Below are 16880 nucleotides of genomic sequence, written 5' to 3' on the forward strand. Positions count from 1 at the left end.
TTCGCGGCGGTTCGTCGCACGTTCGTCTCTCCCGCGGCATCCGGTCAGTTTCCGACGAGGTGCTTCGCGATCATGCTCCCGGCCGCCGCCACGATCGCGTCGGCAGCGGGGCGCGGCTCCCAGCCGAGCACCCGGCGCGCCTTCTGGTTCGACGTGAGCTTGGGCCGCCCCGGGTCGCCGGGCATCGAGTGCGTCGGCACCCCCGCCGCCGCCGCGCCGAGCCGCTCGCGCAGCAGAGCGCCGATCTCCGCGAGCGGCAGCGCGGGCCCGTCCGAGAGCAGCAGCCGCTCACCGGCCACGCCGGTCGCGGTCATGGCGAGAACGTGCGCCGCAGCCACGTCGCGCACGTCGACGACCGGAATCCACAGCGGCGGGAAGGCCGGCAACTCACCGGCGAGCATCCGTTGCACGATCTGGTTCGCGCCGGAGATCTCTGCTCCCATCACCGCGACGGGCAGCAACGTGGTGAGCTCCATCGGGCCGCCCTCAGCGGTGATGAACTCCCAGGCGGCCCGCTCGGCCAGGGTCTTGCTCTTGCCGTAGGCGTCGACGTCAGGGCCGTCGAGGATCGTCCAGTCGTCTTCGGTGAACACGTGGTCGCTCGGCGGGTAGCCCCAGCTCACGGCGTGGAACGCCGACGTGAGCACCACGCGCTTCACACCGGCGTCGCGCGCCGCTCGCAGCACGCGCAGCGCACCGTCGACGGCGGGCCGGATCACGTCGTCTTCGTTCTCGACGTGCCCCGGCAGCACCGGCGACGCCATGTGCAGCACGACATCCACGCCGTCGACGGCTGCGGGCCAGCCATCGTCGTCCAGGAGGTCGGCTGTGACGAACTCGAGGGCTTCCGGATGCGCCAGACCGGCATCCTCGAGCACGGCACGGACCGCGCTCTCCCGGGCCGCCGAGCGCACGGTGGTGCGCACCTGGTGGCCCTGTTCGATGAGCTGCAGGATGCTGTGCCCGGCGATGAAACCCGATCCGCCGGTCACGAGGACGTGCTGTTGAGACATGATGGTCGCTCCTTGGTGGGCCGCTCCGGCCCGTCGTCGATGCTTCGAGTCTCGATCCCGAGCAGTCGGTCAGCCAGTCGTCCCGTTGTCGTAGGAACGGCAGACCCAGGACAACGGCGCGACCGGGGCGCAGACTGGAGGAATGGAATCGTGGGAGTTCGGCCGGATGCTGCGCCGCCGGCGAGACGCGGTGGCACCCGCGACCGTCGGCCTGTCCACGGGCGGCCGCCGGCGGGCGACGGGCCTTCGCCGCGAAGAGCTCGCCGCCCTCGCCGGGATCTCGACTGACTACCTGACGCGCCTCGAGCAGGGTCGCGCGACCGCGCCGTCCGCCCAGGTGGTGGAGGCGCTCGCCCGCGCGCTCCGGCTGGGCGATGCCGACCGCGAGCTCTTCTATCGCCTGGCGGGGCAGACCGCCCCCGGCCTCGACGTCGTGCCCACTCGCATCTCGCCGAGCGTGCAGCGCCTGCTCGACCGTTTCTCGAACACACCTCTCGCCGTCTACGACGCCGCGATGACGCTGATCGTCGCCAACCCGCCCTACGAGGCGTTGATGGGCGTGAGCACGAGCGCGCGCGGCATCGAACGCAACGCCATCTGGCGCAACCTCGTGGGGCCGGGCACCCGCACGGTGATGACCGCCGAGGAGAAGGCCGCGTTCGAGGCGAGCCTCGTGGCCGAGCTGCGGCTGACCGCGGCACGCTATCCCTCCGATCGAACGCTTCACCGACTCGTCCGCGAACTCGCCGCCCTGAGCCCGCGGTTCGCGACCTTGTGGGAATCGGGCGACACCGTGCCCCGGCACGATCCGGCTCGGCGAAAAGTGGTGGAACATCCAGCCGTCGGCCGCATCACCCTCGACTGCGACACCCTCGTCGTCTCCGGCGACGACCTGCGGGTCATGATCTACACGGCCGAACCGGGCACCGAGGATGCCGAACGACTCGCCCTGGCGGTCGTGCTCGGCACGCAGACCCTCGTCGAGTAGCGGTGGCGCGACCTCTTCGCCCTAGGGTGGATGAGGGGGCCGAGGCACGGCTCCGGGGAAGGGGATGCCGGTGGAACCGGTGAGGGCGGAAGAGCGGACGTCGGCGTGGCACCGGTTCTGGAACCGGGGCGGGTGGTGGAAGGCGCTGCTCGTGGTCGCCGTGTATTACGGGCTGTACCAGCTGGCCGGCGTCGTCATCTACGCTCTCTTCGGGCACTTCGCCGATGCGAAGAACCCCTACGCCGACGGGTTGAGCGTCTTCATCGTGCTCGCCGCCCCGATCCTCGTGGGCGGCATCCTGCTCGTGCTCTTCGCCCTTGCTCTGGGCTGGCTGAAGGAGCTCTTCGGGCGCCAGCCGATCCGCGGATCGTGGTGGATGTGGATCGGTGTCGCGGTGGTGGTCGTGTTCAACCTGCTGCGTTTCGCGAGCGTCGACTGGGCCGGCTGGGATGCCGGCGCCGCGGTGACCGTGCTCGTCGCGGGACTCTGCATCGGGTTCGCCGAGGAGGTGCTCACGCGAGGCTTCGCCGTGAACCTGCTGCGGCGCGGCGGATACGGGGAGCGGTCGGTGATGCTGCTCTCGTCGCTCCTGTTCGCAGCGCTGCACTCGGGCAACATCCTCACCGGTCAGAGCGTGTTCGCGGTGGCCTTCACCGTCGTCTACACCTTCCTCTTCGGTGTGACGATGTACGTCGCGCTGCGGGTGACGGGCAACCTCATCTGGCCGATCCTGCTGCACGCCTCGACCGACCCGAGCCTCATCCTGCTGAACGGAGCCGTGGATGCCACGAGCGGCACCTTGCACCCTGGTCCGCTCGCGCCGATCGCGAACCTCGCCAACTATGCCGTGATGATCTTCGGCATCGTCGCGATCATCTTCGTGCGCGGCCGCATCGACCGGGTCGCCGCCTTCGGCGAGATCACACCAAGCAGTTCGGCCCGAGCAGCGACTTGAGCTCGCCGTAAAGGTCGGCCGTCACGTTCACGCCGAACGGCACTTCGAAGATGCGCACGTTGTCGTTCTTGATGAGCTTCAGCCGCACCTCGGTGTCGCCGGCATGCCGGATGAGCACGTCGTTCAGCGCCTGCACGGTGTCGGTGGTGGCCCGCGTCTCGGCCAGCGAGATCTGCAGCGGGCCCGCGGTGCCCACCTGCCCGAGGTCGGGCTGGAACATGCTGAAGGCGTGCAGGTTCATGCCGTCGTCGCGGAGCGACACGCGCCCCCGCACCACCACGATCGCGTCATTGGTGAGGGCCGGCCCGAACTCCTGGTAGGTCTTGCCCATGAACATGGCGGTGATCTCGCCGTTGAAGTCCTCGACGGTGATCATGCCGTACTGGTTGCCCGAGTTCTTCGCCACGCGGTGCTGCACGCTCGTGATGAGGCCCGCCACCGTCACCTGGTCGCCGTCTTGGGTGTGCTCGCTCTCCAGCAGGTCGAGGATCGACGTCGACGCCACCTTCGCGAGCGGGATCTCGAGACCGGCGAGCGGATGGTCCGACACGTAGAGCCCGAGCATGTCACGCTCGAAGGCCAGCTTGTCGCGCTTGGCCCACTCGGGGCGCACGGGGATCTCGTGCACCTCTTCGGGCGCATCCCACAGCGAGTCGAAGTCGAAGCCCACCTGGCCGTTGGCCTCGTTGCGCTTCTCCGACACCGCGTTGTCGATCATCGCCTCGTGCACCTCGATGAGGGCGCGGCGGGTCGAGCCGAGCGAGTCGAAGGCGCCGGCCTTGATGAGCGATTCGATGGTGCGCTTGTTCGTGGCCGCGAGCGGGATCTTCTTGAGGAAGTCGCCGAAGGAGGTGAAGGCGCCCTTCTCCTCGCGGGCCTGGCGGATGAGCTCCACCACGTTCATCCCGACGTTCCGCACCGCGCCCATGCCGAAGCGGATGTCGGTGTCGACGGCGGTGAAGAACCCGATCGACTCGTTCACATCCGGTGGCAGCACCTTGATGCCCATGCGGCGGCACTCGCTGAGGTAGAGCGCCATCTTGTCCTTCGAGTCGCCGACGCTCGTCAGCAGCGCCGCCATGTACTCGGCCGGGTAGTGGGCCTTGAGGTAGGCGGTCCAGTAGGAGATGACCCCGTAGGCGGCGGAGTGCGCCTTGTTGAAGGCGTAGTCGGAGAAGGGGAGCAGGATGTCCCACAGCGTCTTGACCGCGGCCTCGGAGTAGCCGTTGTCGTGCATGCCCTTCGAGAAGCCCTCGTACTGCTTGTCGAGCTCGCTCTTCTTCTTCTTACCCATCGCGCGGCGCAGCAGATCGGCTTGCGCGAGCGTGAACCCGGCCAGTTTCTGCGCGATCGACATGACCTGCTCTTGGTAGACGATGAGGCCGTAGGTGCCGCCGAGCACCTCGCGCAGCGGCTCTTCGAGCTCGGGGTGGATGGGCGTGATCGGCTGGATGCCGTTCTTGCGCAGGGCGTAGTTGGTGTGCGAATCCGCACCCATGGGGCCCGGGCGGTAGAGCGCGAGCACGGCCGAGATGTCTTCGAAGTTGTCGGGCTTCATCAGGCGGAGGAGACCGCGCATCGGCCCGCCATCCAGCTGGAACACGCCGAGGGTGTCGCCGCGGGCGAGTAGGTCGTACGACGCCTTGTCGTCGAGCGCGAGGTCTTCGAGCACGAGGTTCTCACCCCGGTTGGCGCGGATGTTGTCGAGCGCGTCGTCGATGATCGTGAGGTTGCGCAGCCCCAGGAAGTCCATCTTGATGAGCCCGAGCGACTCGGCCGCCGGGTAGTCGAACTGCGTGACGATCTGGCCGTCCTGCTCCCGCTTCATGATCGGGATGATGTCGATCAGCGGGTCGCTCGACATGATGACGCCGGCCGCGTGCACGCCCCACTGGCGCTTGAGGTTCTCGATGCCGAGCGCCGTGTCGAACACCGTGCGCGCCTCGGGATCGCTCTCGATGACGGTGCGGATGTCGACGGCCTCTTTGTAGCGCGGGTGAGCCTTGTCGAAGATGCCGGAGAGCGGGATGTCTTTTCCCATGATGGGCGGCGGCATCGCCTTGGTGAGCTTCTCGCCCATGCTGAAGGGGAAGCCGAGCACGCGGCCCGAGTCTTTCAGTGCCTGCTTGGCCTTGATGGTGCCGTAGGTCACGATCTGGGCCACGCGCTCGTCGCCGTATTTCTCGGTGACGTACTTGATGACCTCGCCGCGCCGCCGGTCGTCGAAGTCGACGTCGAAGTCGGGCATGGAGACGCGGTCGGGGTTGAGGAAGCGCTCGAAGATGAGGCCGTGCACGAGGGGGTCGAGGTCGGTGATCTTCATGGCGTAGGCGGCCATCGACCCGGCGCCCGATCCACGTCCGGGTCCGACTCGGATGCCGTTGCGCTTGGACCAGTTGATGAAGTCGGCGACGACGAGGAAGTAGCCGGGGAAGCCCATCCCCTTGATGACACCCACCTCGTAGTCGGCGCGTTCGCGCACCTCCTGGGAGACGCCGTTCGGGTAGCGCTCCTTGAGCCCCGCCTCGACCTCCTTCTCGAACCAGGTGGCCTCGGTCTCCCCCGCCGGAACGGGGTAGCGCGGCATGTAGTTGGCGCTGGTGTCGAAGGCGACCTCGCACCGCTCGGCGATGAGCAGCGTGTTGTCGCAGGCATCCGGGTAGTCGCGGAACAACTGCCGCATCTCCTGGGCGCTCTTGAGGTAGAACTCGTCGGCGTCGAATTTGAAGCGGTTGGGGTCGCTCAGCGTCGAGCCCGACTGCACGCAGAGCAGGGCGGCGTGGGATGTCGCGTCGTGCGCATGCGTGTAGTGGAGGTCGTTGGTGGCGACGAGCTTGAGGTCGAGCTCTTTGGCGAGGCGGATGAGGTCGCCCATGATGCGGCGCTCGATCTCGAGACCGTGGTCCATGATCTCGCAGAAGAAGTTCTCTTTGCCGAAGATGTCGCGGAAGTCGGCCGCGGCCTTGACCGCCTCGTCGTACTGCCCGAGGCGGAGGCGCGTCTGGATCTCGCCGCTCGGGCAGCCCGTCGTCGCGATGAGGCCGTTGCTGTAGGTGGAGAGCAACTCGCGGTCCATGCGCGGCTTGAAGTAGTAGCCCTCGATGCTCGCCTTGCTGCTCAGGCGGAAGAGGTTGTGCATGCCCTCGGTGGTCTCAGAGAGCAGGGTCATGTGCGTGTAGGCACCGGCGCCGGACACGTCGTCGCCCCCGCCGTTGCCCCAGCGCACGCGCGTCTTGTCGCCGCGGTGGGTGCCCGGCGTGAGGTAGGCCTCGGTGCCGATGATCGGTTTGATGCCGGCCTCGGTGGCGGTCTTCCAGAAGTCGAAGGCGCCGAAGACGTTGCCGTGGTCGGTGACCGCGACGGCCGGCATGCCCTGCTCTTTCGCGGCCTCGATCAGCGGTTTCACGCGGGCCGCGCCGTCGAGCATCGAGTATTCGCTGTGGACGTGCAGGTGCACGAAGGAGTCGTTCGAGGGCACTGATTCTCCGGCTATCTCGGCTTGGGTACCAAGTCTAAACGCCGCCCACGCGCCCGCGTCGGCGTGTCGCGAGCCGGTTCGCCACATCGCTCGCGAGCGCTACGCTGATCGAGCCGCCGACAAGGGCTGCGATCGAATTGCCGGCCTTCCGGCGAACTGCTTTGGGGGAAGTACGTGAGTCATATTGGTGCGCGGTTCAGCGCCTTTCTCGTGGCGACGACGGTCGCCACACTCATCGGCGCGGCGGGCATCGCGGCGTCCGCGGCCCCTGCGAGCGCATCCGCGTCCGTCGTGTCCCGCTCTGACTCGGTCACGGCGACGGTGTACACACAGAACCACCTTCTCTCCGGCAGCTGGCGCGTCCCGATCGTCTACCCCGACACCACGACCGTGCACGTGACCCTGCCCCAGGAGGCGGCGAGCCTGGTGGTGGACGGCTTCACCTGGACGCTCACCGGCTACCAGGACACTGCGACCGGATCGCTCCCACCGGGAACGGGGACCTTCGACGTCGCTCTTCCGTCCTCGCCGCCCCAGAGTTCGATCGGACTCGTCATCAGCAGCGTGGGGACCGCTCCCCGCGACAGCGTGTACCTCACCGTGTCCCTCGAGTTCAGCGTGCCCTCGGTCGGCACCCCGCCTCTCACGATCGCGAACGCGAATCTCTCGCGCGCCACCGCGCTGTACTCGGACTACGCGACCTTCGTCTCGGCGTATCCGTCGCCGATAGCCATCGGTCCCGGCGCCGACCTGACATTGGCGGCGACCGCCGGATTCTGGAGCAAGGGACCAGACGGCAGCTGGGCCGGCCCGGATGCCCCCATCATCGACGCCGCTCTGGTCGAGACCTCGTCGGAGTCGAGCATCCCGCTCACGACCGAGGTCGCCCCTGATGGGTCGAGCCTCCACGTGGCCATCCCCGCCGAGCTTCCGGATTACGTTCTCGACTCCACGGCCCTGCGGATCACCGTCTCGGCCGAGCCGGAGTCCTCCGGAGGACATCCCGGCAGTCGCATCAGTTTCAGTGCAGCGGCCTTCTTCGCTCGTGAGCCCGTGGTCGACCGGATCGACGGCGCGGATCGCTATGCGGTGGCGGTCGCCGTCTCGCAGAGGGCGTATCCGCAGGGCGCGCCGGTGGCCTACGTCGTGACGGGGAGCACCTACTCGGATGCGCTCAGCGCAGGGCCGGCCGCAGCGAAAGACGGCGGACCGCTGCTGCTCACGACCGGTTCATCCCTCCCGTCCGCTGTGGAAGACGAACTGCATCGCCTGAATCCCGGGCGGATCGTGGTCGTCGGCGGCCCGGACTCCGTTCCGTCGACCGTCTTCACGCAGTTGGGCGGCATCGCCCCGACGGAACGCGTCTCGGGGGCCGACCGCTACGCGGTGTCGCGCAACCTGCTCGCCGTCGCCTATCCCGAGGGCAGCGCATCGGCTTACGTCGCCACGGGTGCCACCTTCGCGGATGCGCTGAGCGCCGGCGCTCCGGCGGGCAAACTGGGCGCCCCCGTCGTGTTGGTGAACGGATCGGCCGACACCATCGACGACGCGACGGCGGGGGCTCTGCGCTCGCTGCACCCCGAGTCGATCACCATCGCCGGCGGTCCGGTCTCGGTGTCGGCGGGAGTGGAGCAGGCGGTCGGTCGGATCGCACCCACGCACCGCGTCGGCGGGGCCGACCGGTACGAGGTGTCGACCGCGATCAACGCCGAGGCGTACGCCTTCGTCGACCGGGCGTTCCTGGTGACCGGCTCGACGTTCCCCGATGCCCTGACGGGCACGGCGTGGGCAGGGCTGGTGGGTGCGCCGCTCTACGTGGTGCACACGGATTGCGTGCCAGCGGCCGATCTGGACGCGATGCGCACCCGAGGGGTGCGTACGGTGACTCTGATCGGGGGCCCCAACTCGCTGACGCAGAGTGTGTTCGACCTCACACCCTGCGGCTGAGCCCGGGCGGAGACTGGATCGCCCATCCGGTGCCTGATCTCACACTGTTCGGTCGCTAGAGACGGCGTCGCGGATGACGTTCAGGAGCACCTCGTCGGTGAAGGCGTCGCGCGGGTCACAGGAGCACCTCGTCGGTGTAGATGAGGCGGCGTTCCCAGATGGCGTTTGCCGGGTAGTCGGCTTCGTCGGCGGGGAGCTCGGGGTCGCCCGCGAACTCCTCCCATTCGCGCACCCGGACCCGCCATGGTGACGCCGGCGGGGCGGCGACATCCGCGGGGTCGTCGGCGTCGCGGGCGAGTGGACGGCGCAGCGGAAGCGGCTCGGGGGCGGTGAGTTCTGCGCCCCAGATGAGGTCGGCGGGCGGCTGCCGGTCGGCGGATCGCGCCCCCCACTCCCCCATCGCGGTGTGCGCCACGGTTGTCCAGCCCAGGTCTCCCCCGATCGCCGGGTCGAAGCGTTCGAGCGAGGCCGACATCGTGCGCCGGCGCTCCCGCGCCACGGGCGGGTCGTACTGCTCCGCCGCTCCGGAGACCAGCACCCGGATGCCGCGTTCATCGGTGCGCGACACCGTGAGCACCCGCTCGGGCGGCAGCTGCGCGAAGTCGGCCCGCACAGCGGTCGACAGATGCAGGCCGTCGAGGCTCACCGGCTGATACCGCGCCACCGCGAGCCGCACGAACGGCCAGAGCGCGGGCGTCTTCTCGAAGGCGATGTCGACGAACCACAGGCCGCGCTCCGCATTGAAGGACGGGGCGTACGCGACCGCCTCGACCGAGACCAGTTCGGGCACGGCATCCGTCGACAACGGAAGGGCGAGACGCAGCCGGCCGGTGGTCGGATGCCCGCCGGCGGAGTCGCCGAGAGCGAGGTCGGGCGCCTGCAGGGTGATGGGCTGGATGCGGCGCGCGGGCAGCGTGCGACCGGCCCAGATCGGGTCGCGGCCCCACTGGCTGACCCAGTCCACGTCGTCGTCGGCCGAGGGTCGCGACGGCGCCGCTGCCATCAGCACCGCGAGCAGCTCGCCCTCGCCCGTGGCGAACCAGGGTCGCTCGAGGTACACGCGCAGCCCGGATCGCCGCTCGCGCCGCCGGGCGAACGGCTGGTCGGCGGCCGGCTCGTCGAACCAGCGGAACAGCGGCACGACCGAGTGCACCACCGGCGCGGGCGGTCGGGCCGACGACGGGATGTCGAGCACGATCGGCTCGCCCAGCACGCTCTTGCCGTCGTCGCGCGGCCACACCGCGTCGGACCGGGGATCGGATGCCGGGAGCTCAGCCGGGTCGCCGCCCGCGGCCGGTGCGGCGCCGATCTCCCCCGCCACGGCCGGAGCCGGAGGAGGAGGCAACGGAACGGGTGCGACCGCCTCGGGGGCGAAGAACTCGCGGAACCGTGTGGTTGCGCGCAACCGGTAGGTCACCCGCCGGAACCTCGTGTCGGCGAAGTGGTGGTTCGCTTCGGCGAGCGCCCACCTGTCGTCGTTCGCTCCGCCGGGCAGGATGCGTCCGTTCAGTTCGGCGACCGATTGTCGCGGATCGATGGCCGCGGTGAAGCCGATGTCGGTCATCCACCGGAATACCGGCCCGGCGGCGGCCGGGTCGTCGACCGTCTCGCGCCATCGGGCTTCGGCGGTGAGCGACTCGGTGCTCGGCCCGTGCACGACCACCGGGCCGCGGAGGGTCGCGGTGGCCGCTGCGACCTCGCGCAGCACGAACACGGCGCCGGCGCGGGGAGCGGCGACCGGGCGCGGCACCGCGTGCACGAGGCGCAGCTCTTCGGCCGGCGTGAGCGCCCAGAGCGCACCGTCGCGAGCCGCGGCCGCCGCCACCGAGGTGAACGACGACGGCAACGCGTTCCACACGCCGAGGAGGTCGAGCGAGCGCGCCTCGAGCGACGACGAGAGGCGGAAGCGCTGCTCCGACCCGGCGGGCAGCTCGAAGACGATCCGGCGTCCATCGACGGAGGCATTCAGCTGACCCGGCTCGCTCACGCCGCCCGCCAGCTCGTCGGCGGCCACCAGTTCGAGGCGGAAGGGCTCCGCGAACGGCCAGGTGCCGAGGTAGGGCACGGTGACGGCAGCCTCACTCAGCACCGGCCGGAACCGCTCATCGCTGCGCGGCGGGAACGACAGGGACACCCCGGCCGCCAGCGGGTCAGGAAGGTACGGCAGCTCGGCGAACTCGGTGTCGTGCACCACGTACTGCCCCGGCGCGAGCACATCGTTCGGTCCTGGCAGCGTGGTACGCACGTTCTTGTCGCGCAGCGCCCCGGGCTCCGTGTGCAACGAGACGTAGCCGAGCGGATGCGGCGGGGCCGCGGGGTCGGACGCATCCGCCACCGCGTCGTCGAAGAACGAGCCGCTCTCGCGCAACGACCAGGCGAGCATCCGCGCCCGTGCGCCCGCCGCGCCGGGGCCGGTGGTGTCGAGCGCCTCGTCGAACTTCGCGTGCAGCTCCGACTGCAATTGGCTGGTCTTCGGCGGTGCGAGATGGCGAGCGGATGCCGGCACCACCGGATCGTGCACGGTCACCTCCCCGGTCGCCCGGTCCTGCGTCACCGCGGAGCGGAGCACCACGACCCGGAGGGACTCCCCCTCGGTGTAGGGCTTCTCGGGAACGATCGCCGGGGGCGGCACAGGGTCCCAGCGCAGGAACGGCGCCGGCGGCGTGAGCGACCGGAGGCTCTCCGGGTCGGCGATGCCCGGGTCGAACGGTCCGCGCGGGTCGGCACTCCAGTCGTCGAGCACGTGCTCACGCGTGTTGCCGGCCAGGTCGACACCCCAGGCCCGGAACGCGTACTCGCGACCGAACCGCAGCCGCGGCAGCGATCCCGGCTCGACGCGGTGGGTGAAGCGGAACGGGTCGGGCGGCGCCTGCGCGGGCGGCGGAGTCGAGGCATCGAGGGACTCGTCGACGGTATAGCGGCCGTCCGCATCGCGGCTCAACTCGTCGCGCAGCCAACGCCCGGGGCGAGGCGCGGAGAGACTCCAGCCGTCCCAGCCGAACACGGTCTCGTGCACGTGCAGGGTCGCATCCGGCGCATCCGAGTTCTGGCGGGCCGCCGTGCCCTGCGTGAAGCCCTCGAGCGGCACGTCGTCGAGCACCAGCTCTCCGGCGACCGCGTCGTCGAGGCGGAGCGTCGTGCGCCGGCTGTGCAGGGAGTGCCAGCGCCCGGTGGTGAGGTCGAGCGCCTCGACGCGGTAGCCGCGGGTGACGTCGGTGGCGCCGACGGTCGGGGCGGTCGCCACGTCGGGGTTCGCATCGAGATCGGCGGCGAGAGCGCGCTGGCGTTCGGCTTGAGTGGCGCTCTTGTCGTCCTGCCGCAGCCGGGCGACCGCGAATCCGGTCGCCCGCAGCGCAGGAGGCGCCGCGGTGACGTCGTCGCCATTGCGCTCGAGACGCGCCATGCGAGGCAGCGCCATCACGAAGCGCTCGGTCTTGAGGGCCGACCCGTCGGGATCGACGGTCATCAGCGCGAACGCCTCCGGGTTGCCCAGAGCCGACCGCCCGTCGCTCCACTCCCCCGACCGGGCCGGATCGGGAACGGCGATGAGCGACCGGTCGTCGAGCATCCGCACCAGGGTGCGCGGCGAGCGCGACAGGCTCTCGTCGCCACCCACGGCCACCACGGCGGCGAGCCACTGCGATCCGGTCAGCCGACCCGGATCGGCGACGCGCAGGTCGAGCACGAGACCGAGGCGGCGGAGCAGCTCGGGATGGTCTCCCGCGAACCCCACCCGGCGATGGAACTCGGGCCCGGGAACGGGAAGGGGCTCCGGCTCCGGCGGTGCGCCCGCGGCCGGTGACCGGTCGTCTTCGTAGAAGCGTCGGGCCTTGTAGGCGTCGGCGACCAGCGCGTGCACCCAGTCGGTGGAGTAGACCGGACCGCCCTGCTCGTCGGTCTGCCACTCCACCCCGGCGAGGCTCGGGTTGTCACCCCGCCGGCGGGCGAGCGCATCCGTGATGCCCGGCTCGTTCACGGGCGGGGCGGTGCGGGAGTACTCCGACTCCTCGACGAAGGGCACGCCCAGCTGCCGCAGCACGTCGCGCAGGGGCTCGAACAACGGATGCCGCGACGGCGCGGGCGGGAGGCTCGGCCCCGCGAGGGTCGACGCCACCACGATGCTCTTCGACGCCTCCGCGAGGCTCGCTGCCGGAAAGCTCGCCCACTCGCGCGCCGACCAGTCGGGCGGGTCGTTCGACTCCACCGGCAGGTCAGGCGGGAACACCCGTGCCCACAGCGTCGCGTCCCAGTTCGGCATCAGCGCGCACTCGATCGGCCCGTCCTGATCGACGAGCGTGACCGCGATCTCTCCCCCGCCGAGCAGGTCGCCCCAGCGCGCGAACGCGCCGAAGTCGCCGAGGGGTTCGCCCGCGACATCCGGAACGAGGCGCGGAGTCACGAAGAGCGAGACGTGGAACCCGGATGCCGGCGCGTCCGCGGCGGAGTGCGGCAGGGCGGTGGCGATGAAGGTTTCGGACGGCACGGCGGGCTCCTCGCTCCTCGGGCGGCTCGGCTACTCGACCGCGAAAGCGTCGAGGTATTCGTCCCAGGCGCCCATCGAGCCGTCGGGCCCGGTGATCATCTCGCGGAAGCTGGGGTCGCCACCCGATCCGGCGAAGCGGCGTTCGGCGTGGAAGCTGATCGACTTGCTGAAGCAGAACACCTCGATGGTGAGCGTCACCGTCGCCGAGCCGATCATCTTGCCGGTCGAGAACTCGTAGGTGAGCACGATCGACAGCTCGAGCGACGCCGACGCGATGCCGAGCACGTTCACCTCGCCACGCATCCGGAAATACCCGGTGAGCGAGCCCGCGTCGCCCTCGAGCCTCATGTAGACGCCGATCGCCACCGAGATCGACCCGGAGGCGACACCGAGGTCGACCGAGAGGTAGGCGCCGGCCTCGAGACCGAGTTCGAGCAGTTCCAGCCGTTTCGGCGAGAGACGCAGGCCGAACCATCCGCCGCCTCCGATGCAGAGCACGGTCAGCGTGAACGGTCGCTCGCGGCTGCAGAAGTCGAATCCGACGCTCACCGATTCGCCGAGGAACGGCACGCGCACGTACGCACCGAGCGAGATGTTGGCGAGCGCGAACATGCCCACCGCGAGATTGGGCAGGGCCAGGGTGAAGCCGGCCTTGAGCTCCGACGGCGAGATGTCGGTGTAGGGCGGGTCGGAGAACCCGTCGAAGGGGATGAGGTCTTTCAGCGTCTGCACGAACGAGAGGATGCCCACGAACTCGATGTCGCGGAACACCACGTCGACCTCGGTCTTGCCGCTCGACCCGGAGTGGAACGAGAACCGGTCGAACCGCACCACCACCATGTCGGCGCCCGGCATGAGGTGCAGCTCGAAGTCGACCAGCTCGGCCACGATCTCGACCGAGGCGTGGCCGGCGCCGCTCGCCCGTCCCGTGACCGAAAGGGTGAGGTTGCGACCGCGGTTCGGCCCGGCCAGCACGAACACCGGGCTGCCGGCCGGCCAGTCGGAGATCTCCGGCTGCCAGTCGTAGCGGTAGACCAGCTCGGCCTTCGCGAGCTCCCCGGAGCTGAGTGCGCGGTAGGCGGCGCGGATGTCGCCGATGAGGCTGGTGAGGGAGGCGGCGTGATCGAGCGCCTCACCCACGTCAGCCAGCTGGTGGCGGATCAGCGGGGGCAGCGTCGCGCCGAGAGCGCGGATGTCGTTCGACACCCGCGCGAGCCCGTCGCGCAGCTGCGTCTCGGCGGCCGATGCTGCCGCGTCGTCGTCGCCCACCGCGTCGGCGACGATGTACGGCAGAGCGGTGGCAAGGGCGTCGGCGTCGGTGGCCAGCGTCTCCGCGGCGGCCACCGTGGCGTTCGCGTCGTCGATCAGCGACTGCGCGGCATCCGTGAGGCGGGCGACCTCCTGCTGTGCCTGCTGCACGGCGCGCTCGGCGTAGGCCTTCGCGCGCTGCACGTCGTCGGCGAGCTTCTGCAGCGTATCCATCGTCTGCGACACGACCGCGGGCGCCGAGGAGAAGTCGTGACCGATGATGTCCTCGAGCGGGATGAGCCCGAAGAGCTTCGGCAGGGCTCCGGCGAGTGCAGCCGAGGGATCGAACTGCTGCGTCCTCGCTCCGTCGGGGTCGCCGACGATGCCCGTCAGCGCCGACAGCCCGGCGAGCGGCTGGCTCGGCTGCACGAAGCCGCCTCCGGATTCACTGCTGTGGTCGGGGTCGCCGAAGGAGAGGACGGGCACCTCCTGCAGGGTCGCCTCGCCGTCGAGCACCACGTCGACGTAGTCGACGTTCGTGATGTGCTCCTGCGTCAGTGCGATGGCCCAGACCTTGCCCGTGTTGGCGGGCGAGAAGCCCTCGGTGCGGTAGGCCGAGTGATACGCGATGGTGAGCGAGTCGACGCCCGCGATCTGCTTCGCGGCGGTGACCACGACATCCGCCGAACTCACACGCGGCGTGGCGGTGCCGAGTCCGGCCGTGCCCCGGAAGCGCAGCAGGTTCGTCTCTACGACGGGGTCGCCGCCGTCGGGCGGGGCGACCGGGCCCGATCGCGGGATCGGTGGCGCGAACGCGATCCGCTGACCGCGGGCCGGCACGGCGCGGAGCGGACTCGCGTCGTATTCGGCGTCGATGGCCGCCTGCTGGTCGGCGGCGGAGGCGTGTTCGGCCACCCACAGGAGCGGCACGTCGAGCTGGGTGATCCGCCCGGCCTTGTCGATCGCTTCGGCGCGGAAGGGGAAGGGCAGGCCGCCCACCGTGGGCCAGAACTTGTCGCCGTTGGTCGCGCCCTCGTCGAGGTCGGGGGTGATCGCCGGCGAGAGCCGGATGCTGACGAACGGGAACTCGTGCGAGTCGTAGCTGTTGACGGGCTGGGTGACCGCGAGGAACCGATGCTGCACGAGGCCGGCCACCGGGTCGTCGGAGGGGCGGATGACGCGTTGCGTCACCTTCACCAGAACGGTCCGGTGTCCGAAGGGGTAGAGGTAGCCCGGATACACGACGCGCACGTACTGGTCGCGCCCGCCGGTGGCGACGTGGTCCCAGGCGAGGATCGAGGCGATGCCGGCGGCGGAGTAGGGCTTGGTGTTCCACTGTCCGTGCAGGTCGAGCGCCGCGCCGTAGGCCGAGAGCCAGAGCCGCCGCGCGGCGACGGGGACGGGCGGGATGGGGGTCGCGCGCCGGCTCGGGGCCCACGACTCGCTCGACTGCCGCACGAGCCGCTGGCGGTCGGAGCGGTTGAGGCTGCCGAGGAAGGGCTTCTCGTCGGCCGGCGAGGCGTCGAAGAGGGCGCCGCCGGCCTGGTCGGCTTTCGGATCGGTCCACTGCTGGTCGAGGAGTCCGTCTCGATCGCGGGTCCAGACGGCGCGCACGATGCGTCGGCGGTCGTCCGGGTCTTCGACGGCGTCGCTCGTGGAATCGGCGACCCGGGCGAGACGGGTGTGCCACAGCTCGACCAGTTCGGGTGCGCCTCTCCCGGGCGGCTCGTCAGCGCGGACGGGATGGGACGCGTGGGTCCAGCGCCCGTCGACCGCCGGCGACACGGCGAGCCGGAAGGGCGCTTCGATCGAGGTCTCGCTGGGTTCGGGCGGGCGACTGAAGGTCGATGGGCCGAGCCACTCGCCCGGCACGAGCCGACCGCCGGGAATCCAGGGCCGCAACCAACCCGGGTTTCGCTCGAGTGCGAACCCGCGCGCGGCCTGCAGCGGTGTCGTCTGCAGGGCGTCGAGCACCTCTGCGCGGTTCTGCGCGAACAGTCTCCGGGTCGCGGCCGCCGACAGCGTCTCGAGCCGGGCATCCTCGGTCGTGGTGGTGGCGGCGAGTTCGACGACGCCGTCGCGCAGGCGCGCCCGCATCCCGGTGTCCACGACGACCCAGGGCCAGATGATCGTCGGCGGGAAGTCGGGGTAGGCCACGGGGGCCTCGCCGGGCGTGGCGAGCGGATGCACGCGCATCGTCAGCGTGGGCAGGAGCGCGAGGACACCGGCCGTGGTGAGCGGCACGACGAGGTCGGCGGGCAGCGTGAAGACGAGGCGGGAGGCGCGCGCCGGCCGGAGGCGCGCCGGCCCGTCGGGTACGTCGACATCCGGTGCCGGCTCGGCGGCGCTCGTCGAGGGCAGCATCGGCGGCTGAGGGGAGCCGGCCGCCTCGTAGCGTGCGCTCTCGTGCGCGTGCTGGAAGGGGAAGTGCACCGCCAGGGTCGGCGGATCCTCGGCTCCGGCACCGGCATCCGCTCCCGCCGCCAGCCGCAGCTCGGGGCCGGACGGCCCGTCAACGGCTTCGACCCCGTGCCAGACGGTGACGAGCGAGACGAGATCGCTCGCCCTCGTCACCGGCACGACGAGGTCGCCGTCGGCGACCGAGGGAAGCGCTACGACGTCCGATCCGGGGGCGATCGCCGCCCATTCGGCCGCAGCCCAGGCTCGAACGCGCTCGTCGACAGTTCCTGGCATCGCTGCCTCCACCCGGTCGCACCCGCGACGCGGGAGCGTCTGCACATCCGCTCCACCGCGTCAGCCAGATCCTA

The 16880-nt window shown here is 70.4% G+C and carries 7 protein-coding genes; 3 read left to right on the plus strand and 4 right to left on the minus strand.

The annotated features are described in order from the left end of the window. Positions 1-44: 44 nt before the first annotated feature. Positions 45-1013 carry an SDR family oxidoreductase gene (locus tag ACFJGU_RS20090; RefSeq protein WP_382306011.1) on the minus strand — a complete coding sequence of 323 codons (969 nt, stop codon included), beginning with the start codon at positions 1011-1013 and terminating at the stop codon, positions 45-47. Positions 1014-1155: 142 nt separating this feature from the next. Between ACFJGU_RS20090 and ACFJGU_RS20095 the strand changes: the two genes are divergently transcribed. Both ACFJGU_RS20095 and ACFJGU_RS20100 read left to right on the plus strand, forming a co-directional pair. After that, positions 1156-2001, plus strand: a complete 846-nt coding sequence (locus tag ACFJGU_RS20095; RefSeq protein ID WP_382306013.1) for a helix-turn-helix transcriptional regulator — start codon at positions 1156-1158, stop codon at positions 1999-2001. Positions 2002-2071: 70 nt separating this feature from the next. Beyond that, on the plus strand, positions 2072-2956 hold the full coding sequence (locus ACFJGU_RS20100; RefSeq protein WP_382306015.1) for a type II CAAX prenyl endopeptidase Rce1 family protein: 885 nt from the start codon (positions 2072-2074) through the stop codon (positions 2954-2956). On the opposite strand, the gene dnaE is transcribed toward ACFJGU_RS20100, so the two are convergent. Beyond that, positions 2922-6383 carry a DNA polymerase III subunit alpha gene (gene dnaE / locus ACFJGU_RS20105; RefSeq protein ID WP_382310453.1) on the minus strand — a complete coding sequence of 1154 codons (3462 nt, stop codon included), beginning with the start codon at positions 6381-6383 and terminating at the stop codon, positions 2922-2924. The genes ACFJGU_RS20100 and dnaE overlap by 35 nt on opposite strands. A 225-nt stretch (positions 6384-6608) precedes the next feature. On the opposite strand from dnaE, the gene ACFJGU_RS20110 reads away from it, so the two are divergent. After that, entirely contained in the window at positions 6609-8381 is a 1773-nt protein-coding gene (locus ACFJGU_RS20110; protein WP_382306017.1) for a cell wall-binding repeat-containing protein, read from the plus strand. A 115-nt stretch (positions 8382-8496) separates the two neighbouring features. Here the strand turns inward: ACFJGU_RS20110 and ACFJGU_RS20115 are convergent, their stop codons facing one another. Beyond that, positions 8497-12864 (minus strand): hypothetical protein, encoded by a 4368-nt coding sequence (locus ACFJGU_RS20115; protein ID WP_382306019.1) that lies wholly within the window; start codon positions 12862-12864, stop codon positions 8497-8499. Between the two features lie 30 nt (positions 12865-12894). After that, a complete protein-coding gene (locus ACFJGU_RS20120) occupies positions 12895-16806 on the minus strand; it encodes a hypothetical protein (protein WP_382306021.1) in 3912 nt (1303 codons plus the stop codon). Positions 16807-16880 lie beyond the last annotated feature (74 nt).

Origin of the sequence: Herbiconiux sp. UC225_62, from assembly GCF_042694625.1 — a bacterium.
GTDB lineage: Bacteria > Actinomycetota > Actinomycetes > Actinomycetales > Microbacteriaceae > Herbiconiux.